The organism is Vibrio ulleungensis (assembly GCF_016900875.1).
GTDB lineage: Bacteria > Pseudomonadota > Gammaproteobacteria > Enterobacterales > Vibrionaceae > Vibrio > Vibrio ulleungensis.
This window is the reverse complement of record NZ_JAFEUM010000005.1, coordinates 213,438-240,364: the sequence shown is the minus strand read 5'-3', so window position 1 is coordinate 240,364 and position 26,927 is coordinate 213,438. Positions and strand designations below refer to the sequence as shown.

Annotated in this window: 26 protein-coding genes and 1 other RNA gene; 9 read left to right on the top strand and 18 right to left on the bottom strand. The window is 46.9% G+C overall.

All coding sequences use genetic code 11. The annotated features are described in order from the left end of the window. Positions 1-24 precede the first annotated feature (24 nt). The 13 genes from ftsA to rnpB form a co-directional block, all read right to left on the bottom strand. On the bottom strand, positions 25-1,287 hold the full coding sequence (gene ftsA, locus JQC93_RS13860) for a cell division protein FtsA (protein WP_084889169.1): 1,263 nt from the start codon (positions 1,285-1,287) through the stop codon (positions 25-27). Beyond that, positions 1,280-2,056, bottom strand: coding sequence for a cell division protein FtsQ/DivIB (locus JQC93_RS13855; protein WP_408068611.1), 777 nt, complete (start codon positions 2,054-2,056; stop codon positions 1,280-1,282). Before JQC93_RS13855 ends, ftsA begins: the two co-directional genes overlap by 8 nt. A 153-nt stretch (positions 2,057-2,209) precedes the next feature. Continuing rightward, complete coding sequence (gene murC, locus JQC93_RS13850; protein WP_205159013.1) at positions 2,210-3,688, bottom strand: UDP-N-acetylmuramate--L-alanine ligase; 1,479 nt, start codon at positions 3,686-3,688, stop codon at positions 2,210-2,212. Positions 3,689-3,696: 8 nt separating this feature from the next. Beyond that, positions 3,697-4,770, bottom strand: a complete 1,074-nt coding sequence (gene murG, locus JQC93_RS13845; RefSeq protein WP_205159012.1) for an undecaprenyldiphospho-muramoylpentapeptide beta-N-acetylglucosaminyltransferase — start codon at positions 4,768-4,770, stop codon at positions 3,697-3,699. Further along, entirely contained in the window at positions 4,763-5,986 is a 1,224-nt protein-coding gene (ftsW, locus tag JQC93_RS13840) for a cell division protein FtsW (protein WP_328836361.1), read from the bottom strand. The genes murG and ftsW overlap by 8 nt, the downstream gene beginning before the upstream one ends. A 74-nt stretch (positions 5,987-6,060) precedes the next feature. Then, a complete protein-coding gene (murD, locus tag JQC93_RS13835; RefSeq protein ID WP_205159011.1) occupies positions 6,061-7,416 on the bottom strand; it encodes a UDP-N-acetylmuramoyl-L-alanine--D-glutamate ligase in 1,356 nt (451 codons plus the stop codon). A 1-nt stretch (position 7,417) separates the two neighbouring features. Beyond that, entirely contained in the window at positions 7,418-8,500 is a 1,083-nt protein-coding gene (mraY, locus tag JQC93_RS13830; RefSeq protein WP_205159010.1) for a phospho-N-acetylmuramoyl-pentapeptide-transferase, read from the bottom strand. Continuing rightward, positions 8,497-9,852, bottom strand: a complete 1,356-nt coding sequence (locus tag JQC93_RS13825) for a UDP-N-acetylmuramoyl-tripeptide--D-alanyl-D-alanine ligase (protein ID WP_205159009.1) — start codon at positions 9,850-9,852, stop codon at positions 8,497-8,499. The genes mraY and JQC93_RS13825 overlap by 4 nt, the downstream gene beginning before the upstream one ends. Then, complete coding sequence (gene murE, locus JQC93_RS13820) at positions 9,849-11,369, bottom strand: UDP-N-acetylmuramoyl-L-alanyl-D-glutamate--2,6-diaminopimelate ligase (protein WP_205159008.1); 1,521 nt, start codon at positions 11,367-11,369, stop codon at positions 9,849-9,851. The genes JQC93_RS13825 and murE overlap by 4 nt, the downstream gene beginning before the upstream one ends. A 23-nt stretch (positions 11,370-11,392) precedes the next feature. Next, positions 11,393-13,246 carry a penicillin-binding transpeptidase domain-containing protein gene (locus tag JQC93_RS13815; RefSeq protein WP_205159007.1) on the bottom strand — a complete coding sequence of 618 codons (1,854 nt, stop codon included), beginning with the start codon at positions 13,244-13,246 and terminating at the stop codon, positions 11,393-11,395. Continuing rightward, positions 13,246-13,566: a cell division protein FtsL gene (ftsL, locus tag JQC93_RS13810; RefSeq protein ID WP_205159006.1), complete on the bottom strand. Its 321-nt coding sequence runs from the start codon at positions 13,564-13,566 to the stop codon at positions 13,246-13,248. The genes JQC93_RS13815 and ftsL overlap by 1 nt, the downstream gene beginning before the upstream one ends. 24 nt (positions 13,567-13,590) lie before the next feature. Next, complete coding sequence (gene rsmH, locus JQC93_RS13805) at positions 13,591-14,541, bottom strand: 16S rRNA (cytosine(1402)-N(4))-methyltransferase RsmH (RefSeq protein WP_205159005.1); 951 nt, start codon at positions 14,539-14,541, stop codon at positions 13,591-13,593. 203 nt (positions 14,542-14,744) lie between these two features. After that, positions 14,745-15,168, bottom strand: an RNA gene (gene rnpB, locus JQC93_RS13800) — RNase P RNA component class A. 241 nt (positions 15,169-15,409) lie between these two features. On the opposite strand from rnpB, the gene JQC93_RS13795 reads away from it, so the two are divergent. From JQC93_RS13795 to yacG, 7 genes are all read left to right on the top strand, one after another. After that, complete coding sequence (locus JQC93_RS13795; protein ID WP_205159004.1) at positions 15,410-15,826, top strand: pilin; 417 nt, start codon at positions 15,410-15,412, stop codon at positions 15,824-15,826. Between the two features lie 19 nt (positions 15,827-15,845). Then, positions 15,846-17,528: a GspE/PulE family protein gene (locus JQC93_RS13790; protein WP_205159003.1), complete on the top strand. Its 1,683-nt coding sequence runs from the start codon at positions 15,846-15,848 to the stop codon at positions 17,526-17,528. Beyond that, positions 17,529-18,755: a type II secretion system F family protein gene (locus JQC93_RS13785; RefSeq protein WP_205159002.1), complete on the top strand. Its 1,227-nt coding sequence runs from the start codon at positions 17,529-17,531 to the stop codon at positions 18,753-18,755. A gap of 98 nt (positions 18,756-18,853) precedes the next feature. After that, entirely contained in the window at positions 18,854-19,723 is an 870-nt protein-coding gene (locus JQC93_RS13780) for a prepilin peptidase (protein ID WP_205159001.1), read from the top strand. Between the two features lie 2 nt (positions 19,724-19,725). Further along, a complete protein-coding gene (gene coaE, locus JQC93_RS13775; RefSeq protein ID WP_205159000.1) occupies positions 19,726-20,346 on the top strand; it encodes a dephospho-CoA kinase in 621 nt (206 codons plus the stop codon). Between the two features lie 18 nt (positions 20,347-20,364). After that, entirely contained in the window at positions 20,365-21,108 is a 744-nt protein-coding gene (gene zapD / locus JQC93_RS13770) for a cell division protein ZapD (RefSeq protein WP_205158999.1), read from the top strand. Positions 21,109-21,117: 9 nt separating this feature from the next. Next, a complete protein-coding gene (gene yacG, locus JQC93_RS13765) occupies positions 21,118-21,312 on the top strand; it encodes a DNA gyrase inhibitor YacG (protein WP_205158998.1) in 195 nt (64 codons plus the stop codon). A gap of 108 nt (positions 21,313-21,420) precedes the next feature. On the opposite strand, the gene rplS is transcribed toward yacG, so the two are convergent. The 5 genes from rplS to rsmI form a co-directional block, all read right to left on the bottom strand. Then, a complete protein-coding gene (gene rplS, locus JQC93_RS13760; RefSeq protein WP_084889151.1) occupies positions 21,421-21,774 on the bottom strand; it encodes a 50S ribosomal protein L19 in 354 nt (117 codons plus the stop codon). A 40-nt stretch (positions 21,775-21,814) separates the two neighbouring features. Continuing rightward, complete coding sequence (gene trmD, locus JQC93_RS13755) at positions 21,815-22,561, bottom strand: tRNA (guanosine(37)-N1)-methyltransferase TrmD (RefSeq protein WP_084889150.1); 747 nt, start codon at positions 22,559-22,561, stop codon at positions 21,815-21,817. Between the two features lie 20 nt (positions 22,562-22,581). Further along, positions 22,582-23,112, bottom strand: a complete 531-nt coding sequence (rimM, locus tag JQC93_RS13750) for a ribosome maturation factor RimM (protein WP_205158997.1) — start codon at positions 23,110-23,112, stop codon at positions 22,582-22,584. A 30-nt stretch (positions 23,113-23,142) separates the two neighbouring features. After that, positions 23,143-23,391 carry a 30S ribosomal protein S16 gene (gene rpsP, locus JQC93_RS13745; RefSeq protein ID WP_205158996.1) on the bottom strand — a complete coding sequence of 83 codons (249 nt, stop codon included), beginning with the start codon at positions 23,389-23,391 and terminating at the stop codon, positions 23,143-23,145. A gap of 379 nt (positions 23,392-23,770) precedes the next feature. Next, a complete protein-coding gene (gene rsmI / locus JQC93_RS13740) occupies positions 23,771-24,634 on the bottom strand; it encodes a 16S rRNA (cytidine(1402)-2'-O)-methyltransferase (protein WP_205158995.1) in 864 nt (287 codons plus the stop codon). A 61-nt stretch (positions 24,635-24,695) separates the two neighbouring features. Between rsmI and JQC93_RS13735 the strand changes: the two genes are divergently transcribed. Both JQC93_RS13735 and JQC93_RS13730 read left to right on the top strand, forming a co-directional pair. Beyond that, the gene (locus JQC93_RS13735; RefSeq protein ID WP_205158994.1) at positions 24,696-26,573 is read left to right on the top strand and encodes a penicillin-binding protein activator; all 1,878 of its coding nucleotides are present in this window, start codon (positions 24,696-24,698) and stop codon (positions 26,571-26,573) included. Continuing rightward, entirely contained in the window at positions 26,566-26,925 is a 360-nt protein-coding gene (locus JQC93_RS13730) for a YraN family protein (protein ID WP_236009564.1), read from the top strand. Before JQC93_RS13735 ends, JQC93_RS13730 begins: the two co-directional genes overlap by 8 nt. Positions 26,926-26,927: the final 2 nt, after the last annotated feature.

The following is a 26,927-nucleotide window of genomic DNA, read 5'->3' as shown; positions in this document are numbered from 1 at the left end:
TTCTCCGTATCCCTGTTGTTCAGGTTAAAACTCTTTTTGTATCCATTTTCGCACTTTGCCGAACATATCCGACAATGAAGAAGATTTAGGCTCTGTATAGTCGCTTTCTTCAACAAACTGATTATCTCTAGCATAGTGCAATAATCCGATGGCCGTAGACATATACGGCGCTTTTACGTAGTCGGTCAAACCCTTTACTTCAATTGGACGACCGACTCGGACCTGATTACCAAATACGCGCTCTGCGCACTCGACCAAGCCTTGAATTTGAGCGGCACCTCCGGTTAAGACAATGCCTGCTGCCAATTGGTGTTTGACTCCCGCTTGACGCATTTTTTCTTGCTCAGATTCAATAGTTTGGTTAATCAAACCCAATAATTCTGTATAGCGAGGTTCTATCACTTCCGACAAAGTTTGGCGTTGCAAACTTCTTGAAGGACGGCCACCCACGCTAGGTACATTCACTGTGTCGTCTTTACTGACCAACTCACTCAATGCACAGCCAAATTTCACTTTAATTTGTTCAGCATCACTCAATGGTGTGCCAAACGCAAACGCGATATCACTGGTTACAGCATTGCCTGCATAGGCTAATACCTCTGTGTGTCTCAGTGCGCCACCCGTCCAAATGGAAACATCCATTGTACCTGCACCCACATCCACCACACACACACCGAGCTCTTTCTCGTCGTCTGTAATGACCGCCTCACTGGCTGCTAATCCCGAGTAGACAACTTGCCCAACCTCCAGGTTGCACCGATGAACGGCTTTTTCTATATTTCGGGCCATATCGCTATGACACGAAATCATATGAACGCTCACTTCCATTCTCACTCCGGAGAGTCCGACTGGATTTTTAATGCCCGCCTGATAGTCGATAGTGAACTCTTGTGGGATCACATGCAATATGCGCTCCTCATCACCAATTTTTATCGACTTAGCCGTGTGTATAACACGTTCAATGTCTTCTTGTGCCACTTCTTCGTCAGAAATGGTCCCCATACCTTTTTCGATACGGCTAGTAATGTGCTGTCCTGAGATCGACAAAAACACTTTACTAATGGTGCAATCGGCCATTAATGCCGCTTCGTCTATCGCGCGTTGCACCGATTTGGTGACCGCTTCAAGATCGTTTACACCACCTTTATCCATTCCTCGAGCTGGGCTTGTGCCCACACCAATCACATTGATTTGTCCATCGGGAAGCATTTCACCGACAATGGCCGTCACACTCGAGGTACCGATATCAAGACCGACTACTAGGTCATCATCCGTATGTTTAGTCATTGTCACTCTCTTCGATGGCGTCTTGCTCTGGCATCCAACCTACTGCAGCGCCGGTATCATATCTTAAATCGATGTAACTGATCTGTTCGGTCTTTTCACCCATTTTTTTGTAAAGGGAGATAAACCGCTGTAATCGCTCTTCTAATGCCTCGGTTCCAAGTTCTAACCGAATGCCATTTTCCAAAATTATCTGCCATGCTAAACGATCATTAAGCACTAATGAATCAATTCGCATACCAAGTTCTTCAAACTTGGGCTGTAACTCTCTATATGTCTCAAGAACAAGAAGATTTTTCTCGTCTGGACCATAGAGTTTTGCAATATTGGGGGTATCCAATCGACTTGCGTCAGCATGAAAAACCACACCGGCTTGATTCAACATGGAAATACCATTCCAAATTGCCGCAGCTCTGTGCTCTACCGCGTAAATTTTTATGGTATCAGGCCACTGTTTACGAATCGACGCTCTATTCACCCACTCCAGCGACTCAACGGCTCGTTGCAACTGATTCACATCTTGGGTCATGAAGGTGCCCATTGGCGCTATTTGTACAAGCTGATGATGAACATCTTGCTCGGTAATATAAGCCAAGTCTCCTTGCAATATAAAGTTCGACAACGGCATGCTACGCTCATCACTCATCCAAGTGATTGTTTTGTATAGCAATCCACCAATCAGAACTACCACGATCAATAAAAACAACCCGTCAAACAGCGAATGTTTAATTCTTGGCAAGGCCTGCTGTTGTTCGTAGTTGCTGTCGTCTATGTCCGTAGCGTCCAATTGTTCTACCGTTATCTGCAAGTCTCTATTCCCTTTTGCTTTGCAGAAGCGCATTGAGTTTACAAAACGCCGTCCAAATTATACGGTTTTCTTTGCTCGAATCCAGCGCTGAAAACCGTATTTGAGAACAAAGCAGTGCTATTTACCTTCGTTTGAAGAAGTTTTCTGCATTTTTCCAATGTTTAGCTCTAAAGAGGCTAACTCTTTTGCCACTTTACCCACATCGCCCGCACCTTGTGTCAGAACTAAATCTCCATCTTGCAGTACGTTAGCCAAAACTGAAGGAAGCTCATTTTTATTGGCGACGAATATCGGATCGATTTTTCCACGTGAGCGGATTGTGCGGCACAATGAACGGCCGTCAGCTCCCGCAATTGGAGACTCACCAGCAGCATAAACATCCAGCATCAGCAGGACATCCACTTTATCAAGAACATTGGCAAAATCGTCATACAGATCGCGGGTTCGACTATAACGATGCGGTTGGAAAATCATCACCAGGCGCTTGTCTTGCCAACCAGAACGAGCCGCAGCAATCGTCACATCGACTTCACTTGGATGATGCCCATAATCATCGACCAGCATTGCCACGCCATTTCCAGTATCAAACTCACCTAGATGATCAAATCGGCGGCCTGTTCCTTCCGTCGAAAGAAGTGCTTTTGCGATGGCTTCATCCGCAACATCATCTTCCGTCGCCACGGCAATGGCAGCAGCGGCATTTAGGGCGTTATGACGGCCAGGGATATTGAGTGTAATCGACAGATCTGAGCGATCTTTGCGAGAAACTACAAAGTGCCCTTGCTGACCAACCTGTCGATACTCTTTAATGTGCACATCGGCTTCTTCGGAAAAGCCATAGGTAATTACTTGTCGACTGATTGATGGAATGATTTCTTGAACCACGGGATCATCAATGCACATAATCGCTTGGCCGTAGAAAGGCAGCTGATGTAAGAAGTCTCTAAAGGTTTGCTTAAGCACTTCAAAGTCACCACCGTAAGTGTCCATGTGGTCAGCTTCGATGTTGGTGACGATGGAAACCATCGGTTGCAAATGCAAAAACGACGCATCACTTTCATCTGCTTCGGCAATCAAAATACGACTAGAGCCTAATCGTGCATTAGTACCAACACTCTTAACCAAGCCACCATTTACAAATGTTGGATCGAGGCCCGCTTCAAAATAAATTTGAGTCACCAAAGCTGTGGTCGTGGTTTTACCGTGAGTACCTGCAACTGCGATGCCGTGGCGATAACGCATCAATTCAGCCAGCATCTCAGCGCGACGTACGACGGGTATACGACGCGACTTCGCTTCCATAACTTCTGGGTTACTTGGGTCAATCGCTGTAGATACCACCACAACAGACGCTGATTCTATATTGCTGGCTTGATGCCCAATAAATACCGTCGCCCCTTTTGACTCTAATCGTTGGGTTGTTGGATTGCTGGCAATATCAGAGCCGGTAATGGTATAGCCTTCATTTAGTAATACTTCAGCGATGCCGCTCATGCCTGCGCCACCAATTCCAATGAAGTGGATGGTCTTTACACGGCGCATTTCTGGGATCATTGCGCGAATTTGCGCTAAGTCTTGCTTGTGGTTAATCGGCATAGTTGTTCTCAAGATTTTTGTTGTAATTCGATAATGGCGTTGGCAACGGTCTGTGCAGCATCGGTTTTCGCTCGTTTACGCGAGGCGATGGCCATTGCATTCAAGGCATCTCTATCTAGAGATTGTATCGCATCCTTTAGCGACTCAACACTTAATTGAGGCTGTTCTATCATTAGTGCTGCATTGGCATCCACCAAATAATCTGCGTTTAACGCTTGTTGTCTGTCTTTATGCTGAAACGGGATAAAAATCGCGGCGACCCCCGCTGTACAAACTTCAGATACGGTGAGTGCGCCTGCTCGACATACCACCAAATCCGCCCAGCTGTACGCCTTAGCAACATCATCAATAAAATCAGACACGTCCACCTGCTCAAACTGAGCCTGTTGGTACAATCCGCTCACTTCTTTGGTGTTGCCTTTGCCACACTGATGTCGCACTTCGACGCTGGCTTGGTTGTCTTTTAACAGTTGACCAAACACTTCAGGTAAAGTGTGATTCAATATTCTTGCGCCTTGGCTTCCACCCATGACCAACACACGTATCGGCCCACTTCGACCGGCCAATCTCTGTTGTGGTGGTTCTATTGCCAATACGTCCTCGCGTACAGGGTTACCAACGACCTCGGCGCGGGGAAACGCACCAGGGAAAGCCTGGAAGACTTTGCTAGCAACTTTCGCCAGCCACTCATTGGTGAGTCCTGCAACCGCGTTTTGCTCATGCAACACCAGAGGGATTCCACACACGCGTGCAGCAATGCCACCTGGGCCACTCACATATCCGCCCATGCCGAGCACTACGTCGGGTTGAAAGCGTTTTATGTGTTTACGCGCTTGTGCAATCGCGCTGACAATTTGAAACGGGGCTTTAACCAACTTCGCCAAACTCTGTCCGCGCAAGCCTTTGACTTTAATAAAATCAATATCGATACCATGTTTTGGTACCAACTCAGCTTCCATGCGGTCTTCTGTGCCCAACCAACGGATCTCCCAGCCTTGTTGCTGGAGGACTTTGGCAACGGCCAATCCTGGAAACACGTGACCGCCAGTGCCACCTGCCATTACTAATAATTTTCTAGCCATGTTGCTCTTCTAACTGCTCGGGATCGGATTGAGTCTGCTCTTCTGCTGAGCCTTCTTTACCAACCGCCAATCTTGTTTCAAAATCGATGCGCAGCAGTAAACCTACCGCTACCGCCATAATACTTAAACTCGAGCCACCATAACTGATAAGGGGTAAAGTAAGCCCTTTCGTTGGCACCATTCCCGCGGCGGCACCTACATTGACGAGCGTCTGAAACGCAAACCAAATACCAATTGCAAAGGCGAGATACCCACCGAAATCCTGCCTGGCATCAAAGGCTTTTTTGCCTATGGTGATCGCTTTGATCACCAGTGCAAAAATCACCAATAAAATCAGCATCACGCCCACGAACCCTAACTCTTCACCGACCACAGCAAATACAAAATCGGTATGGGCTTCCGGCAAATATTCTAACTTTTGTATCGAGTTACCTAAACCGCGACCAAACCACTCGCCACGGCCAAACGCCATTAACGACTGGGTCAACTGATAGCCGCTGCCAAACGGGTCTTCCCAAGGGTCTAAAAATGACGTGACGCGGCGCATCCGATACGGCTCAAATATGATCAATAATACAACTGCGAAAATGCCAGCGACCATCAACGCCAAAAACTGCCACAGTTTTGCTCCGCCGATAAACAACATACCAAACAAGGTCACGAGCATTACAATGACGGTACCTAAGTCTGGTTGTCGCAGTAGCAAAACCGCTAATGCGCTAAACACAATAAAGGGTTTAAAGAATCCACCAAAAAAACTCTCTCTCACCTCATCTTGCTTACGCACCATATAGCTAGACATAAAGGTGAATAGCGATAGCTTAGCCAGTTCTGCTGGCTGAAAGTTAAAAAAGCCCAACGGTATCCATCGAGACGCACCATTGACGGACTTCCCACCAAAGAGGACCACCACCAGCAATACAAACGTGATTCCAAGCAAATGGGCACTGTACTTAAACCATACTTGGGTAGGCACTTGGATCACTGTCGCCAATATAACAACGGAAAACACCAAAAAAATGCCATGACGTATCATGAAGTGAAACGGTTGATCAGTCAGCCGAGAACTGACAGGGATGGATGCAGAAGTTACCATGATCAAGCCAAACGCCATCAACGCCAATGCAATCCAGATCAGCTGACGATCATACAGCGTCTCAGGCAACGGCTGTTTTGGTTGATTCAGTGAAGCGCCAAGTTGTGACAATTTTGAAATCACGTATGCATCCCTTGCAGGTAAATCGAGTCAATGAGTAACCTAGTCTTTAAGCGGCTACTTAATGCTTTAGCTTAAGCGTATTGTTTGGCCAAGGCGATAAAGGCATCACCACGACGCATAAAATTGGGGTATTGATCAAAACTCGCACAGGCGGGAGAGAGCATCACCATATCGCCTGATGTCAATTTGGTTGAAATTGTCTCAATAGCCTGTTCCATCGTCTGAAAACGCACACAGTCATTAGACAGTTCCATGAATGCATCCCCATCTCGACCAAAGCAACAGAGTGTCACCGCTAGTTGCGCTAGGTGCTCTTTAAGTGGTGTGAAATCAGCCCCTTTACCGTCCCCACCCACAAGGAGATACAACCTACCTTCAACCTCTAAGCCAGACAATGCCGCTTGTGTACTCGCAACATTTGTTGCTTTTGAATCATTCACCCAGCGCACCCCTTTTTGGTGCTCGACGACTTGGCAACGATGGCTTAATCCAGTATAGGACTGCAATGCACCTTCGCACTGAGTCGTATCGATACCCGCCAGATCCAAAAGAGCCAGCGCCACCAGCGCATTCGATTGATTATGTCGGCCAACAATCGAAAGTTGTCGCGTAAGAAAACTGGTTTTTCGTTGCAACCTAAAACGGGCTTCGCCATCAACCACTTTAATATCGTAATCAGTATCACCCAAAGTGTGTATAGGCGAAAAACGATGCAGCTTTAAGGAGTGTGAAGGGACTGGCGCAGTCTCAGGTTCGTCACCATTGACCAGCGCTTGCTCGGCATGCTCGAATATTCGCAACTTCGCTTGTCGGTAATCTTCCATACCCTCATAGCGATCCATATGATCTTCAGACAAGTTCAAAAAGGTCGCGACTTTTGGCGCAAGGTGATAGGTGGTTTCAAGTTGAAAGCTCGACAACTCTAAAACGTAGAGATCACAATTTTGCTGCAATAATGACAACGCTGGCGTGCCAATATTGCCGCCCACCCCAACGTTAATGCCGGCAGCTTTGGCAAGCTCTCCCGTCAAATCTGTTACGGTGCTTTTACCATTAGACCCTGTTATAGCGATGACAGGTTTAGTTACCTGCCATGCAAAAAGCTCAATATCACCGATAACGGGTGTACCTAGCTCTATAACAGTCGCGATTTCAGGGGTCGCCACAGCGATTCCTGGACTGCAAATCACAAGATCGGCTTGCTGCAACCAGGTGGTGTTCCAACCACCGCAGAAGAGTTCTATATCGTCGTCAAGATGTTCACTACCTGGCGCTATTTCACGGGTATCAATAACCTTAACGTCGGCATGCTTGGCATAGGTACAAAGATGCTCCACCACCGATAATCCGGTGATGCCCAACCCAACCACTACAATGTGATCATAGTCTTGCAGTTCCGTAGAAAAACCAGGCGAGTTTGATGGCATATTAACGCACCTTAAGTGTGGCCAATCCCACCAAAACTAATACGATAGAAATGATCCAAAAACGCACGATAACACGCGGCTCTGGCCAACCTTTTAATTCGTAGTGATGATGAATCGGCGCCATGCGAAATATTCGCTGACCGCGTAATTTGTAGGAGCCCACTTGAAGTATTACCGACAAAGTTTCCATAACAAACACGCCACCCATGATCACCAATACAAACTCTTGACGAACCAATACGGCAATGGTTCCCAGTGCACCGCCTAGCGCCAATGAGCCAACATCGCCCATAAACACTTGTGCTGGGTAAGTGTTAAACCATAAAAAGCCTAAACCAGCACCAACCATGGCGGTACATACAATCACCAGTTCGCTGGTGTAAGGAATATAAGGGATGTGCAAATAGCTAGCGAAGTTTACGTTACCGGTTGCCCATGCGATCGCGGCAAAGCCAGCTGCAACCAGAATAGTTGGCATAATAGCTAACCCATCAAGGCCATCGGTTAAGTTAACGGCATTACTGGTTCCGACAATCACAAAGTAAGTAAGCACAATATACAAAATGCCTAACTGAGGCATGATGTCTTTAAAGAATGGCACTACTAGCTGAGTTGCTGCGGTGTCTTTACCATGAGCATACAACGCAAATGCAACCACTAGAGCTATCGCCGACTGCCAGAAGTACTTCCAGCGCGCAATAAGGCCATCGCTGTTCTTACGAACGACTTTTCGATAATCGTCGACAAACCCAACCACACCATAACCCAGTAAAACCGCCATAACAGCCCAAACATAAGGGTTGCTGAGATCGGCCCACATAAAGACGGTGAACGAAATAGCCGCAAGGATCATCACCCCCCCCATGGTAGGTGTACCGCGTTTGCTAAAGTGAGACTCAGGGCCATCATTGCGAACAACTTGGCCAATCTGCAACATTTGCAGTCGAGCGATAAGACGCGGCCCCATCCATAAAGAGAGCGCAAGCGCAGTCAACGCACTAACGATGGCGCGAAAAGAAAGATATTCGAACAGGCGGAAGAACGAAAAATATGGCTGTAACAAGTCGGCAAGCCAAAGAATCATGGGTACATCTCCTTCAATGCAGATACCACGGTTCCCATCTGGGAACTGAGTGCTCCTTTAATCAGCAAAGTGTTGGTCTCTGCAGGTGTTAAATGCGCTTTAATGTGCGCTATTAGGGCTTGATGGTCACTAAAATGGTGCCCTCCAGTCAACTCGCTGACCACTTTAGTATCGTCACCAAAGGTGAGCACGTGCTCAAACCCAAAAGTAGACGCATGTTCTCCGACTTGTCGGTGAAGTGCAAGACTTTCATCGCCAAGTTCGGCCATAAAACCCAATATCAGCCAACGTTGGCCCTGATAACGAGCCAGCAAGTCGATAGCGGCTTTCACCGCAGGAACGCTGGCATTGTAACTATCATCAATCAATCGAATCGAATCAGTCAGTGATTCGACCGCAACACGACCTTTCACTTTTGACAGTTGCTCTAGTCCTTGCTTCACCTGTGCCAAATCTACGCCTACGTTAAGCGCCAAAGCGGCAGCGGCCACGGCATTAGACACATTGTGTTCGCCAATGACATTAAGTGAGACTGGCAATGTGCCGTATGGAGTGTGCAGATGAAAATGCGAGTACCCTTGATCGTCCATTTCTATATGTGACGCGTAGTATTCTGCCAGAGAGTTCTGTTGAGAAAATTGCTGCACTCGCTTATCGCTAAGAGCGTCTTGCCAATGTTGACCGCCCTGACTGTCCATATTGACTAAAGCGAAACCACCAGCAACAAGTCCTTGGTAAATCTCACCTTTTGCCTGCTTAACACCATCGATAGAGCCAAACCCTTCCAAGTGAGCGGCTGCGACATTATTGACCATCGCTGCTGCGGGTTTCACTAAACCACTGGTATAAGCGATTTCGCCAACATGGTTAGCCCCCAGCTCAATGACGGCGTAATCGACACTTTTATCTAGGCGTAATAGCGTTAATGGGACACCAAATTCATTGTTAAAGTTGCCCTTTGTCGCCAACGTTTTACCTTTTAGCTGTAAAATAGACGCCAGCATTTCTTTCACTGTGGTTTTTCCGCAACTTCCGGTAATAGCGATAGTTTCAACATCCGATTGCTCAAGTACCCAAGCCCCTAAATCACCGAGTGCCTTAGTGGTGTCTGCCACAACGACTTGTGGCGCATCAATATCTAAGGATTTCTCAACCAACAAGGCAGAGGCGCCATTAGACATGGCTTGCTCAACAAACTCGTGCGCATCGAACCGAACACCGTTAATAGCAACAAACAGCGCACCTGGCTCTATATTGCGCGTATCGGTTGATACTGCAGATATTACCTTGTCATCACCAACTAAATGGCCTCGAGTAACACTTGCCAACTGAGCCAGAGAGATTGGGATCATAGTGATACTCCTAACTGTGTTGCTGCGTTATATCTATCAGAGGCTTCAACCGTCCGATCCGCATAAATTTGATAGTCCTCGTGACCTTTCCCCGCCAACAAAATAATGTCGTTAGTGCTGGCATTGGCGAGCGCACTTTCTAACGCTTGGCCGCGATCATGGATGGTCAGTATTTGTTGTGGATGCTCTGTCCCTTCCAGCATATCCGCAACAATGGTTGCTGGATCTTCACTGCGCGGATTGTCGTCGCTAAAAATCACTCGATCCGCGAGTCGTTCGGCACTGGCAGCCATCATTGGACGTTTGCCTTTGTCACGATCGCCTCCGCAACCGACGACGACCCATAGCTTTCCAGAGCAATGTACGCGAAGCGCTTGCAACGCTTTTTCCAGTGCGTCTGGTGTGTGTGCATAATCCACCACGACTTTTGGCCTATTGGGCGCTGAAAACAGCTCCATTCGACCAATAACTGGCTTGATATTGCTGCTGGTAGAAAGCAAACGCTGCTTATCGAAACCTAGGGCTAAAAGCCCTGTAAGAGCCAGCAGCAAATTGGAAGCATTAAACTCACCAATGAGTGGCACTGTCAGTTGCCCTTCGCCCCAAGTCCCATCGATGGTTATTTGTATACCCTGTTCGGTAAATTCGATCTGAGTTGCCCATAAACCGCGAGTATTCTTAGGCAAAGGCTGCACTGATACTGCATAAGCATTGTCTAACTCATCAACCCATCTTGCCCCAACCGGATCATCGACGTTAATCACCGCATGCTCACAATGGTGCTCGGTAAACAACGAACGCTTGGCGGCTTCGTATTCCGCCATGGTGTGGTGATAATCGAGGTGATCACGACTTAGGTTGGTAAACATCCCCAATTTAAAAGGCACAGCTTTTACCCGGTGTTGGACTAAGCCATGGGAAGAGGTTTCTAACGCGGTGTACTCAGCGCCGGCTAATTCGAGTGAATGGAGAGTCTGTGCGATTTCTATTGGGCTACCGGTGGTGTTTTTTGCCTCTGTCAAGGCGTCAAGAAACCCATTTCCGGTTGTTCCCATAACGGCTGCGCGATGACCAATCAGCTCTAACCATTGAGCGATCAGTTGCGTGATGGTGGTTTTACCATTTGTGCCAGTCACAGCTATCACTTGGGTGTTATTTACTGGGTAGAAACGCAGCGCGAGTTCAGAGACTCTATCTTGCAAATCACAGATTTCAATGATGACAGCGCCATCTTTGCGGCTCACCGTTCCATGTCGCTCAGGATCACACTGAGAAAGCACTACTTTAGCCCCATTGAGAATGGCTTTATCAATAAAGTGTCGACCATCAACAGTGTGACCAGGCACGGCAATGAATCCACTTTGCGCCCCAACGTCTCGACTGTCGAGAGTAAGGTGACGTAACGAGAGTTGACTGATATCGTCAGTCAAGTTCAGTGCCCACGGCTCTAACAAATCTGCCAATCTCATCGATTCGTGCTCATTTGGGTTACTGGTTGTGAATGCATTTTTTGTCATAGTTAAATACTGTAGTGTGTGTCTTACTTGCCGTCAGGGGCGATGTTTAAGATCTGCAATGCCCCTTGCATAACTTCGGCAAAAACTGGGGCAGCTACGGAGCCACCGTAATATAGGTCACCTTGGGGCTCATTAACCACAACCACCAACGCAAGCCTTGGGTTACTAATAGGTGCAACACCTGCTGTAATCGCAACATATTCGTCGCTGTAGCCACCCGCATGGGCCTTTCTCGAAGTGCCTGTTTTTGCTGCAATTCGATAACCCGGTACAGCGGCGCGAGTTGCAGTACCACCTTTTTGCGTCACCGATTCCAGCATTTCTAGCACCAGTTTGGCATTGTCACGGTCAGCAACTTGTTTAGGTTCTATGTTGTTTTGATCTTTAATGATGGTCAGTGGGAAGAATTCCCCATAACTGCCCAAGGTCGCATAGGCATGAGCAAGTTGAAGCGGCGTTACCGACAGACCATAGCCAAAGGAGAGTGTTGCGATTTCAAAGTTCGACCAGCGCCGGCGATTTGGAAACAACCCCGTCGTCTCACCAATTAAGTTGAGTCCTGACGTGCTGCCAAACCCTATGGAACTGTACTGCCCTAGTAGTGCTTCTAGCGGCATGTCTAACGCTAATTTAGCAACACCAATGTTACTCGACTTCTGCAATATGGTTTGTAAGTTTGCTTTACCAATCTTTGAGGAGTCTCGTACTCGGCTTCCGCCAATTTGCATCAAACCATTACCTGTATCGATAATGGTATCTTCGTCAGCAACACCGTTTTCCAAAGCTGCTAGCACGACAAATGGCTTCACAGTCGAGCCAGGTTCCATCGCATCGGTAATGTTGCGATTTCTCATTCTAAAACTTTGCAGCTGCTGTTTATTGTTGGGGTTATAGGAAGGTGCGTTCACCATTGCCAACACTTCACCGGTTTTAACATCAAGAAGCACGACCGAACCTGACGTAGCACGATGGTCCGCAACCGCCTGCTTAATTGCTCGATATGAGATAGCTTGTAAGCGTTGATCTATCGTCAGCTCTAAAGGCTTACCCAACTCGCTCTCTGTTAGTGAGATGTTTTCAACAACACGGCCATAACGGTCTTTACGTATGGTTTTTGACCCTGCCTGTCCTGAAAGCCAGTTATCGTAACTGCGTTCTACGCCTTCCAAACCATGGCCATCGATACCGGTGACACCAATGACATGAGCACTCACTTCACCTGTTGGATAATAGCGACGAGACTCATTCGCAAGGCCAATGCCTTTTAGCTTGAGTTCTTTGACATAGTTAGCCATCGCTGGACTAACTTGACGCTGTAGATAAATGAACTTGCGGGTACTTTGTTCTTCGATTCGTTTGAGCATACTTTGACGCTCTAGTCCTAATACGTCAGCTAACGCATACCAACGATCTAACTCATTGAGACCACCAAACTTAAACACGTCAGACGGGTTTGCCCACACAGCCTGTACCGGTACGCTAACCGCCAACTGCTCACCATTTCTGTCCGAAATAATGCCTCGTGCTGTAGGAAGTGTTTTTACCCGCACCGAACGCATGTTGCCTTCTTTAATCAATCGATCCGGTTCAATCACTTGGATGTAAGCGACTCGGGCAATAAGTGTTGCTAAGACCAGTCCCATAGCAAACAATACAAACAGGTATCGCCAGCGAATCAATACAGGTTGTGAACTAACACTTTGTTCGGCTTCCGGTTTGGCTTTATTTCTCTTGTTGGCAGACGCGCCAGTCGCACGAGCTTTTTTGTTGGTGACAACTTTGCTCGTATCGCTTTTCGCGGGTGCTTTTTTAGAGGGTCCGTTTGCACCTTTGCTTGGTCTGCGAGGGGCGTTACGTCGACGGGTCACTGGTGTCATCATGGGAATCTAACTATTACTTCCTTATTTGAGTCAGGTCGCTTCATTTCAAGCTCTGAAACCGCCAGTTTTGTCACTCGGCTGTGTTCTGCTAACGCACTTTCTTCCAAGATCAGGTTACGCCATTGCTCATCCAACTTTAAACGTTGCTCAAGTGCCATATCTTTTTGCGTGATGGCTTGACGAGTGTGGTGCGTTATCCACACAACGCTCATAGCGGAAACAAGGATTAGTATTAGGGCCAATAGATTCCAACGACCCACACTGATTAGGTCGCGGAAGATTATAGACAGTAAGTTAGGCGTTCCTTGCTGAGACATACTGAGTTCTTTTGCTAATGGATATTATCGCTTCTGAGCGATGCGAAGTACCGAGCTACGAGAGCGCGGGTTTGCATCAACTTCTTCTGCGGATGGTTTAGTCGCTTTACCAATGGTATCGAGCGCAGCGCTACCTAGCGCAGCAATTTGAGTTTCAGTCATTGGAATGCCGTGTGGCACTTGAGGACCGCGGCTTTCTTTTCGCATAAAGCGTTTAACCATACGATCTTCTAAAGAGTGAAAACTGATCACCGAAAGTCTGCCTTCAGGGGCCAATACAGACAGTGCGCCTTTTAACGCCACGTCGATTTCTTCGAGTTCGCTGTTTATGTAGATACGAAAAGCTTGAAACGCACGAGTCGCTGGGTGCTTTTTCTCTTTAAAGCTTTTAGGAGCAGCTTGCTCAATCAATTTGGCCAATTGCGACGTGCGCTCTAGTGGTGGCAGTTCTTCATCGTCGCGATGAGCAACAATGGCTTTGGCAATTCGGCGAGCATGCTTGTCTTCACCAAACTCACGAATGACCCAAGTAATATCATCTAAATCCGCTTGTTTGATCCACTCTGACACAGGGATCCCCGAGGTTGGGTCCATTCGCATATCAAGTGGGCCATCTTTCATGAAGCTAAAACCACGTTCTGCATCATCAAGTTGCGGTGAAGATACGCCTAAATCAAACAGAACTCCGTCGACTTTGCCAACCAAGTTATGTTGCTCAGCGTACTGGGCAATCCCCGAAAACGGGCCATGGATAATGGTAAAGCGTGGATCGTCAATTTTTGCAGCTTCAGCAATGGCGGTTGGATCTCGGTCGATACTGTATAGACGACCTGCATCACCTAACTTTGAGAGAATCGTTCGGCTGTGGCCACCTCGGCCAAAGGTTCCATCAATATAAATACCGTCCGGTTTGATAGCCAACCCATCGATTGACTCATTCAACAGAACAGAAATGTGTTTGAAACCTTGTGTCATGCCGCTCTCACTATTTGGTTTAATTCTCTAGTTTACCCAATTACGCGACTGGTGCCACTATTCGCCCGAGGAGAATGCACCACAGCGCGTGACTTCGGGCTAATTTTGGGTAAATTTTTAGTTAATATTGAAGCCTCTAGGCGAACATCTGCGGTTCACCTATCGCCAAATGAAAAACCCACCGCCGAAGCGATGGGTTAAATAGAGGGAATTGGCCTATAAGCCGGGTTCTGTATCCGCTTGCGCGGTAGTAGCCATTCGTCTAGGCCAGCAATCGCTCACTGGCTCAAGCAACCTACCCGCCCCCATACGCGAGCCACGCAATGTGAGGGCCTATTTGGTCTTGCTCCGAGTGGAGTTTACCCTGCTACGCACTGTTACCAGACGTACGGTGCGCTCTTACCGCACCCTTTCACCCTTACCTGTGCCACCTAAATGGCCATCGGCGGTTTTCTCTCTGCTGCACTTGTCGTGACCGCCGTCTTAAAACGGCAGCCCCCAGGCGTTACCTGGCACCCTGCTCTATGGAGCCCGGACTTTCCTCCCCTCCGTCAGTCTCCCCCACCCTTGCCTATACAGACTAGTTTGAAGGGACGTCAACGAAGCAGCGACTACTCAGCCAATTCCGCCGCGCAGTGTACTGATATTCGCTCCCGCTGTCCAACGAAAACGCCGATTAGATCACTGTTTCAATCCTATATCGACTGCCTCAAAGTATGAAAATTTGCAAACTTGCTCCAAAACCAAAGTACACCTCCATTTCATCAACATAAACAAAGGTGATATTGATGCTAAAACCCTACTCAAGGACTGCTTACACATCGCAACAAGCGATAGTTTTTGTAGACCATCAACACAGGAGAAAAGCATGAATACGTCGCATCAAAAAGGGTTTACGTTGGTAGAGCTATTGATTGTGGTTGCCATTATTGGCGTACTCTCATCGATTGCAGTACCTACTTACAAAAACTACGTCAAAAAATCCGAAGCAGCCGCAGGATATGCAACCGCTAGGGCTTTGCTCACCAATATTGATATGCATATTCAAGAGCAAGGGAGCTTTCCAACCGATCTTGCCGATGCTGGCGGTAGTGACGATATGAACAATCTAGGTTTACTCAGTTTCGACGATACAGAGCAAACGGTCACTTTTGAGTTCAATGGAAACTCAACCATCGACAACGCGAGTTTTGTATTGACGCGCAGCAATACCGGTTGGGGCTGCCAATTTGTCAGTGCAGGCGTCTCGATTGAAAGCAGTGAGCTACCTAAATCGTGTAATTAGCGACTTCGTTGAATCGACAATGACATACTCCCAACTCCCATTATTGCTTCATAGCGAAGGGTATCTATCAGCGGAAGATTTACAGCGCCATGAACGTCCAAGTAGCCAAAGTACACGCTCACCCCACCAAAGGCATTGTGATCTGTTAAAAATGGCAGACATTTCGGATGACAATTTGTGCCATTTGATAGCGGATCGCTTTAGCTACCGGACGATCGAGTTGGACTTACTTGATCGTAAGCAGATCAGACAATGGTTTGAGTTGGCCGACCTCTGTTTGGAGCACCTTGCCATACCGGTATTATACGAAAACGGCAATATCTGCATTGCTGCCGTAGACCCTACACTCAAAGAGATCGAACAAAATTATCAGTTTGCACTTCAACAACCTGTTCAGATGGGCGTATGTACCCTTAAGTCTTTAGCCGATAGCTATCAAGCTGCGTTTGATAGACCATTAAGCGTGTCGTTGGACTCTGTAGGCTCAACGGCAACAAAAAAACCAATAACCTCTAATGCTCAACTGGCCAATTCAGACGATCAGTCACCTGTGAGTCAATACATTACTCACTTATTGTTCGACGCTCATCAACAAGGCTGCTCAGACATACATTTTGAGCCTTATCAGTCTCGATTTCGGATCCGCTATCGAGTCGATGGCATGCTGCGTGAAGTGCCAAACCCTGCGCAAACAATCACCGCGCGGTTAATCAGTCGCCTAAAAATCATGGCAAACTTAGATATTGCTCAGCAAAGAGTGCCGCAAGATGGCCGCATTGCCATTGAACTGGCAGAGAAAGTTAACGCCGAGTACCGAGTTTCTACCCTGCCAACACTCTGGGGTGAAAAAGTCGTCTTGCGCAGTACTCAAACTCAAACCCCTTTGCAATTAACGCAGTTGGGGCTAAACGTTCAGCAGGTTCAAGTATTGAAAGACGCGCTCACTAAGCCGCAAGGTATGATCCTAATTACTGGGCCAACAGGAAGTGGTAAAACACAAACGCTTTATGCTGCTTTGCGGTTTTTAAATCAGTCCCATCGCAATATTTCAACCGCCGAAGATCCCATCGAAATGCAACTTGATGGGGTCAATCAGTTGCAACTGCATTCTGGGGTTGGGCTCGACTACCATCACGCTTTACGAGCCTTTTTACGCCAAGACCCCGACGTTATTATGATCGGAGAAATTCGCGATAATGATACCGCGATGGCAGCCATTAAGGCCTCACAAACTGGCCACTTGCTGTTGTCGACCTTACATACTAACTCAGCTTTGGAAACCATCACTAGGCTTATCAATTTAGGAATCAAACCCTATAACCTCGCCGCGTCACTGAGTGTGATCGTTGCCCAAAGACTGCTGCGGCTACTCTGTCCTGAGTGCAAAAAACCTCAGGCAATGAATCAACAAATTATAGAACAACGTAATCATATCGATGCTGACGCCATGACGTTATATCAAGCAAACCCAAATGGCTGCCCTCACTGCCATTTGGGGTACAAAGGTCGCATCGCGATTTTTGAATTCTTACTGGTCGATGCATCGATCAAACGAGAACTGCTATCTACTCAGCATCTACTGCCTGGCGAGGCAGTAATTGAACAGGCGTGTATTAGTACATTGATGAGCAGCGGGCTTGAATTAGTGGCGAAAGGTCTAACGAGTTACTCCGAGCTTAAACGTATTGTCAGTGAGTACTAGATGCCTATCGACTCATTCCAACCCACCATCTTTTGTATCCATTATCGCGCTAGAGATGCAAAACGACGGGTTCGCACTGGACGTTTTTATGCGCTGTCTATGTCAGACGCGCAACATCAGTTTAGCCATATGGGGCTCACACCCCTGCGTGTGAAAAGCCGCGTCTATCAACCCAATGTTTTTCAATCGACTTTTACTGTTAAACAGCTCAATGAATTTTCCACCCAGTTAGCCACTCTACTAGCGAGCTCAATCTCTCTAGAGCAGTCACTGAATATTATGCGTAAAGGAAGTTCGAACGCAGCCCAACAACGAGTGCTGTGTAAAATTTTGCTAGCCATAACTTCAGGGCTTTCACTGTCTGACAGTCTGCGTATGGCAGACAAAAAATTTGACGGCTTTTATGCCAACTTAGTTCAAATTGCAGAAGCACACGGCGATTTGGCAGGGTGTTTCAACGACCTTGCGACTTTACAACAAAAAAGTCAGCGCCTTAAAAAGAGAGTAACTAAAATGCTGATCTATCCTGCCCTAGTCACTGTTGTTGCCATGATTGTTTGCTATTTAATGCTCACTCAAGTGATCCCAGAGTTTGAGCAGATGTTTATCAGTTTAGGGGGGAGCCTGCCATTATTTACACAATATGTTTTAACTCTATCTTATTGGCTACAGGCGCACTCACTGACAATAGTCCTATGGCTACTGTCTCTGCTTGGCTCGCTTAGTTGGATATACCAACGAAACGGTCTAGGTCGTCTTCTGATGCACAAGTACGCTCTAGCCATTCCACTTGTTGGGGATACCCTTAAACAGTTGGCTTGGTGTCGTATATGCCAAACATTGGCCATCACTCTAGCGGCAGGTATGCCGTTGCTACACTGCCTAGCCTGTGCCAAAGCCTCGTGCACCAATGACTACATAAAACAGAAAATCACCCTCACCTGCTCGTTACTTGAGTCCGGTAACACCTTGTCCCAATCACTGCACGATAGTGAACTATTTGATCAAACCCGACAGCAGTTACTCTCTATTGGTGAGCAGAGCGGTCAGTTAGAAAAGATGTTAATCCACGGAAGCGAACAACTCACACAAAGTATTGATAGCAAGGTCGACCACCTAAGCCAACTCATTGAACCGGTTATGATTGTCACCCTCGGCAGCATAGTAGGAAGCCTCGTGATTGCAATGTACCTTCCAATTTTCGAGCTTATGAATCACCTGGGATGATACAAATCGTCATTTTTCCCACAAACTTAGGCATTTAGGTTGCACCTTAGGGGAGTAAGCAGGGATAATTCAATCACTTCGTGATCATGAGAGACAGAATGGAACTTTTTTACTCTTACCCTTGGCTTTATCCTGCAGTCATTGCAGTACTTGGTCTGATCGTAGGCAGTTTTCTGAATGTTGTGATCCACAGACTTCCTATTATGATGGAAAGGCAATGGCAGCAAGACTTTTCTGAAGCATTTCCAAAGTATAATGTCCCTGCTCCAGAGGGCGAATATGATCTCAGTAATCCGCGCTCTACCTGCCCACACTGCAATACCCAAATTCGCGCGATTGATAATATTCCGGTGCTGAGTTGGATATTTTTACGTGGCAAATGTCACCATTGTAAAGCCAGTATAAAAGCACGTTATCCTATGGTGGAACTGCTAACTGCAGTGCTGAGTACCGCCATAGCGCTTAAATTTGGCATGACCCCATTTGGGATGGCGCTGGTGGTGTTTACTTGGGTACTAATTGCCGCAACGTTTATCGACCTAGATACCATGCTGCTCCCCGATAGCCTTACACTTCCACTCATGTGGGCGGGCATCGTATTAGCATTACTTGGCCACTCTCCTGTTGACCTTAGCAGTTCTGTTATTGGCGCCGTACTTGGGTACATGTCGCTTTGGAGCTTGTATTGGGTGTTCAAAATCATGACCAAGAAAGAAGGCATGGGTTACGGCGACTTTAAATTGCTCGCCGCACTAGGTGCCTGGTTGGGTTGGCAGGCTCTGCCTCTGATTGTGCTAATGTCATCATTTGTGGGATTAATTTTTGGCGTAATACAATTACGATTGAAAAAACAAGGCATTGATAAAGCGTTCCCATTTGGGCCCTACCTTGCTATTGCGGGATGGGCTTATGTCATGTTTGGTGAGCAAATTGTGACCTGGTACTTGTCTCGATTTCTAGGAATGTAACTATGAGCTATGTTATTGGCCTCACTGGTGGGATCGCAAGTGGCAAAACGACGGTTGCCAACTGTTTTCACGACACGTTTGGCGTCCCCATTATTGATGCAGACATCATCGCCAGAGAAGTGGTTGAACCCGGTACACCCGGTCTCGCGGCCATTCAAGCGCACTTTGGAGATGAGATAGTAGTGGACGGTGCGCTAAACCGCGCAGCACTCAGAGAGCGTATTTTTAGTCATCAAGAACAAAAACAGTGGCTAAACAATCTATTGCACCCACTGATTCGCGAGCAGATACTGCAGCAAATTCAGCATGTAAAAGAAGATTACTGCCTTTTGGTCGTGCCGCTACTGGTCGAAAACCAGCTTACCGAGCTATGCGACAGGGTTCTGGTGGTTGATGTGGCAGAAGAAACCCAAATTGCTCGTACTCAACAACGCGATGGTGTGGCAAGTTCACAGGTTAAATCCATCATCGCTTCGCAAGCTTCTCGTGCGGAACGTCTAGCAATTGCCGACGATGTGATTGATAATGATCAAGCAAATCATGAACTGCTTGCACAAGTCACAGATTTACACCAAAAGTATCTAGCCATTAGCACTAAAAATCGTTCAAAATACAAGGACTAACGGGTAAGGACGCACTGCATGAGCACCATTCACAAATTTGAGCATCCTCTCAATGAAAAAACACGTATCTATTTACGTGTCGAAGCGCTATTGCGCCAAATAAATCACTGCTCAGATTTTGCTGACCCTCAGCACTATCAAGTGCTGTTTCGTTCAATGTTTGATCTGTTGGATATATTTGAACAGATCCAGCTAAAAGCTGAACTCGCTAAAGACCTTGAAAAGCAACGTATTAGTTATCGCAACTGGCTTAACGTCGATGGCGTAAACCAACAGATGTTGCAATCGGTTCTTAACGATCTAGACGCAGTTCACCGTGGACTCATGAGTTCAGAGCGTTTTGGGGTCTCTCTAAAAGAAGACCGATTTTTGAGCGTGGTTAGGCAGCGATTTAGTTTACCAGGTGGCAGTTGCTGTTTTGATTTGCCAAGCCTTCACTATTGGTTACACCTTCCGATTGAGCGTAGGCAACAAGATGCTCAGCGCTGGATAGAAAGTGTCAGTGCTTTGAATGCCGCTCTTAACCAGTGGCTTAAGCTTACGCGGGAGACGGGAGTCTATCACGCCCAGATTGCACGCAACGGTTTCTTTCAAAGCGATGCTGAAGAGGCCAATATCCTGCGATTAAATATTCCCATGAACTATGGTGTATTACCTACCATATCGGGTCATAAAAATCGTTTCGCCATAAAATTTGTCAATTTTGAAAACGGACAAGCCAGCAGTCAAGACGTTGAGTTTGACTTGGCGGTCTGCCAATAGAGTACCACTATGAACAAAGTTACCACCGTACCTTGCCCACAATGCAAAACACCTGTTGTGTGGAGCGAGAAAAGCATCTACCGACCATTTTGCTCTAAGCAGTGCCAACTGATCGATTTTGGTGAGTGGGCAGAAGAAGAGAACAGTATTCCTGGTGCGCCAGATATGTCCGACAGTGACGGATGGTCTGAAGACGAGTATTAAGGTCCGTGGCAAATTAGACCACCAACGATCATTAGCCCCAACAATTTGGAGCAAAAAAAACGGAGCCTTAAGGCTCCGTTTTCGTACTGAGAGAATGCAGGTTGTGCATTACTTCTTAGCAAGTTTCTCTTTAATACGAGCTGACTTACCAGAACGCTCACGTAGGTAGTACAACTTGGCACGACGTACTGCACCACGGCGTTTAACTTCGATGCTATCAACCATTGGAGAGTGAGTTTGGAACGAACGCTCAACACCTTCACCGTTAGAGATTTTACGAACGGTAAATGCTGAGTGAAGACCACGGTTACGAATTGCGATTACAACGCCTTCGAATGCCTGTAGACGCTCACGGTCACCTTCTTTTACTTTAACCTGAACCACAACAGTGTCACCTGGTGCGAATTTAGGAAGATCTGTTTTAAGCTGCTCTTGCTCAAGAGCGTTAATGATATTACTCATGTTTCTATACCCTAGAATAAACTGAATCTAAATATATTAATTACTTGTTGTTTTCGTGTTCACCAATGAACTCGACAAGCAATTTTTCCTGTTCGTCAGTCAGAGCTAGGTTTTCCAGCATCTCTGGTCTTCTTAGCCAAGTCCGGCCTAACGACTGTTTTAGTCGCCAGCGACGAATGTCCTTGTGGTTACCCGACTTGAGTACCGAAGGTACTTCTTTGTCGTCTAACACTTCAGGGCGTGTGTAGTGTGGACAATCTAGCAAGCCATTGGCAAAAGAATCTTCTTCTGCTGACGCCATATCCCCAAGTACTCCCGGTACAAACCGAGCGACTGAATCAATTAACGTCATGGCTGGCAGTTCGCCACCCGTCATTACAAAATCGCCGATAGACCATTCTTCGTCTACCATTGACTCGATAATACGCTCATCTATCCCTTCGTAGCGTCCGCAAATCAGAACTAAGTTCTCACTCGTAGACAGCTCTTCAACACCTTGTTGGTCGAGCTTGCGACCTTGAGGTGACAGGTAGATGACTTTCGTCTTACCAGGTGCGTGCTCTTTAGCTGTTGTGATAGCGTCGCGCAAAGGCTGAACCATCATTAACATGCCAGGGCCGCCCCCGTAGGGTCTGTCGTCGACAGTGCGATGTTTATCGTGCGTAAAATCTCGAGGATTCCACGTGTTGATAGACAACACCCCTTTTTTTACCGCTTGACCAGTTACTCCGTAATCGGTAACGGCTTTGAACATTTCAGGAAACAGGCTAATCACCCCAATCCACATGTTCGCCTCCGATGAGTAAGTTAGAATCCAGGATCCCAGTCAACTTCGATCCGTTGAGCTTCGCGATCAACATTCATGATCACTTGCTCTTCAAGGAACGGAATTAAGCGTTCCTTTTGTCCAAAAGCATCTTTTAAGTTCGCTTTGACTACCAAAACATCGTTTGAACCTGTCTCGAGGATGTCAGTGACCTCCCCTAAGTCGTAACCTTTTGTGGTGACTACTTTCATGCCAAACAATTCACGCCAGTAGAACTCATCTTCTGACAGCTCTGGTAAAGCGGCTGGATTAACGCTGATTTCAAAGTTGACCATCAAATGCGCGCTTTCACGTACATCTAGGCCTTCAAGCTTACACACATAACCTTTGTTATGACGCTTCCAGCTCTCTACTTTGTGTTCAACCCAGTTGCCATTTTGGTTAACTAACCAAGGGCTATACTCAAAAATACTTTCAGGATTTTCTGTGAAGGAATGAACCTTAAGCCAACCACGAATACCATAGGTAGCACCAAACTTGCCTACAATAATTGCTTCGTTTTGTTCACTCATGTTTAATCCTTATACACCGAAAATGGCCAATTAAGCCGCTTTAGAAGCGTCTTTAACTAGCTTAGCTACGCGGTCAGAAACGGTAGCGCCCTGCGAAACCCAGTGGTTCACACGGTCTAGGTCTAGACGTAGACCTTCTTCTTGACCTTTAGCAGTAGGGTTGAAAAAACCTACTTTTTCGATGAAACGGCCAGTAGCCGCTTTGCGGCTATCAGCCACTACGATTTGGTAAAATGGACGCTTCTTAGCGCCGTGACGTGCCAAACGAATGGTAACCATGTCGTTCCTCTTTGCTTTCTCAAAAATAAAATTAACCCCAACAACTGCGCCGTCTTGAGTAACTCAAAACGTAAGTCTGGGGTCTCGTGCCAAAATAAAGCCTCGGAATTTTACTCTTATTACGTTTCTTTGCAAGGGGTTTAGGCACTTTTTAACCAGTCTCGGTATCAAATCGATTGTGTGAGCTGGGTAACAGTTTGAAAACACTTAGAAGAAGGGCATAAGGGGCGAGAAGCGAGGGGCGAGGAAAAGCAGCTGGGCTTTCGTGGATCACTACCGGTACAACGCTTGCTGACGCGAGATTGGGCCGGTCTTGATGCCCGCGCCTCGCAGCGAAGCGTCCTCGCCTCTCGAAGCGAAGCGCCTTGCTTATACTTCGCTACTCTAAATTCTCCAATCCCCACTTATAAAGCGCATTCTTTTTCAGGCTAAATAGTTCCGCTGTTATTGCAGCGGCCTTTTTAAGAGGTAACTCTTTTGCTATAGCCGTCAACGTGCGGATGACCTCTGGCGACATTTCTTCAGTGGTCGTTTCGCGGTAACCATGAACCAATAACACCATTTCACCTCGTTGCTGGTTGCTGTCAGCAGTTACCCATTCTACGAGCTCACCGAGTGGCAGCTTCTTGAAGGTTTCAAAGGTTTTGGTTAATTCACGAGCCATCACCACTTCTCTATCGGGGCCTAACACCTCCAGCATGTCCTTTAATGAGTCTGTAATACGGTGAGGAGACTCATAAAAGATGGTCGTGTGTGGCATCTGCTCAACGTCTTTGAGCTTGTCTTTACGCCCTTTGCTCTTAGCGGGCAAAAATCCTTCAAAGCTAAAACGGTCAGAAGGAAGTCCTGATGCACACAACGCGGTAATGACGGCGCAAGCACCAGGTAAAGGAACAACTTTAACCCCAGCGTCACGACATTGAGTCACCAGATGATAGCCAGGATCACTAATAAGAGGCGTTCCCGCATCCGAAACTAAGGCTATGGACTCGCCATTTTGCAATCTTTCGATCAAATAAGCGGCTTTTTGCTGTTCATTGTGATCATGCAGTGCAAAAGTTTTTGTTTGCACACCTAAGTGCGACAGTAATTTCCCCGTATGCCTTGTATCCTCAGCTGCAATCACGTCTACGCTCGATAATATGTCGATGCTGCGCTGGGTAATATCGCCCAAATTGCCTATTGGAGTAGGCACAATATAGAGAGTTGAGACCTCTGCAGGGTGCAAAATGTTATCTGTCATTTGTTTACCATCACTCAAGGGATTAATATAGAGGGTATTGCAACTAATTCAGCAGTTTAACATGGCCGAAAAACGACTCAATCGACACAGTGTATCACGCGTACTCTCACCTATCGCTCTTTCTCTATTTTTAGTAGCGTGTGGCAGTACCCCCGACCAGCCAACCGAGACTAGCGTCAATCAACAAGTCGCCGAGAATCAAGATTCGGCTTACTACCTACTACAGGCAGATAGAAGCAGTGGCAGTGAGCAAGTGGACTGGTTACTGATCGCCTTTGATGTTGCTATCAACGAAGGTGACTTGGATCTTGCCGACCGCATTATGCGTAGATTGGCGCAATCAGAGATGTCTCCGCAGCAACAAGCTCTATGGCAATTGAGTCGAGCTGACTTGTTGTTAGCTAAAGACCAGCCTACCGATGCCATTCGACAGCTAAACTTCTTACCTAACTGGGTGCTTGAAGATTCAACTTGGGCTAAATACCACCAAACCCGTTCTGAGATCTATTTTGCTTTGTTTGATCCTCTTTCAGGGTTTGAAGAGTTGGTATCAGGGTTTTCTTATCTGACTCAAGAGCAGCGTCAAACGTTCTCTGACAGCATCTGGTCACGACTCAACACTTACTCGGCCGATGAACTTGCTGCATTCGACACCCAAAATCAAGACCTTCAAGGGTGGATCAATCTGGCGTCGATCGCCCAGCAGTACCCGAACGATTTTGCCAACCAGAAACGCCGCTATGAGCTTTTCTTAAACGAAAACTTTGATCACCCTGCCGCCTTTTACACGCCAAACGCGATCAAAGAAGTCTTGGCGATGGATATCGTCACAGCGAGTAATACAGCCTTACTGCTACCACTGAGTGGAAAATATGCCAAACAAGCCAGCGTCATTCGTGATGGATTTTTATTCGCTCTGTTCAATGATAAAGAGCGTGATGAAACTCTGCGTTTTAGTGTGATTGACACTGATGGGAAATCCATTGAACAGTTAGAGCAAGAACTTGCTACTAACAACTCTGATTTTATTGTTGGGCCACTACAGAAAAATACCATCGAAGAGTTGCAAGTATCGCAACAAGCCAGCATAACTCCAATCCCAATGCTTGCACTAAACTTCCCTGATGAGATCTTGGAAGACCAATCTCTTTGCTACATTACATTATCACCTGAGCAAGAAGCCGCAGAGGCAGCTCAGCACCTGTTTGATTTAGGGTATCGATTCCCACTATTTGTTGCTCCAAACAATAGCTACGGTAAACGTATGCAAGCGGCCTTTGACGCACAGTGGCAGACTATCTCGAACACAGCATCTGACGATGTCTACTTTAAGAATCAGCGTGAGCTTCAATACATAATCAATACCGCTTTCGATATTCGAAATAGCGATGCTCGCATTGCTCAACTGAGTGCGCTTTTTGACACTACACTAGAAGGCGAAGCACGCAGTCGTCGCGATATAGATGCCGTCTATATTGTCGCCAAAGACAGCGATCTTAATCTGATAAAACCCTTTATTGATGTAGCGATAAACCCAGAAGCGCAGGCACCTGCTGTTTTTGCTAGTTCCTACAGTAACTCTGGTGGCAACAACGCAACTCTGGATCTCACTGGTGTAACCTACAGTGACATTCCGTTTCTCGCCGACCCAGACCCTAAAGTGAAAGAGCAGTATGAGTTCATCTGGGAAAAATCGAGTCATGCTCAAAAGCGCCTGTTTGCTTTAGGGATGGATGCCTATTCACTGACGCATGCGTTGCCGAACATGAAGCTTGAGCCAGAGTTCGAATACAAAGGTCAAACCGGTGTACTATCCATTGACGAAAGCTGCGTTGTCGATAGACAACTCAGTTGGGCCGAGTTTGGTGCTGAAGACAAGCAGTCTCAGACTGACGAGGTGGCTGATGAGCTGCCAGTCACAACCGTTGACAATGAATAACCGACGTCTCGGTGAATCGTACGAATCGCAGGCCTGTGACTACTTAACGTCACAAGGCTTGCGTTGCATTGATAAAAACTACCACGCCAAATGTGGTGAGCTCGATATCATCATGCAAGATAAAGACACCTACGTGTTTATCGAAGTCAAATACCGAACATCAACACATTATGGGTTGCCGCAAGAAACGGTCACTCGCAATAAACAACGAAAAATTATCAAAACCGCTCAACATTGGTTGTTGTCTAAGCGTCTATCGCCTCACACTACCGACGTAAGGTTCGACGTCGTTGCGATTAACGCCGATCAAACTCAACCAGAGTGGATTAAAAGCGCATTCTATGAAGGATAATC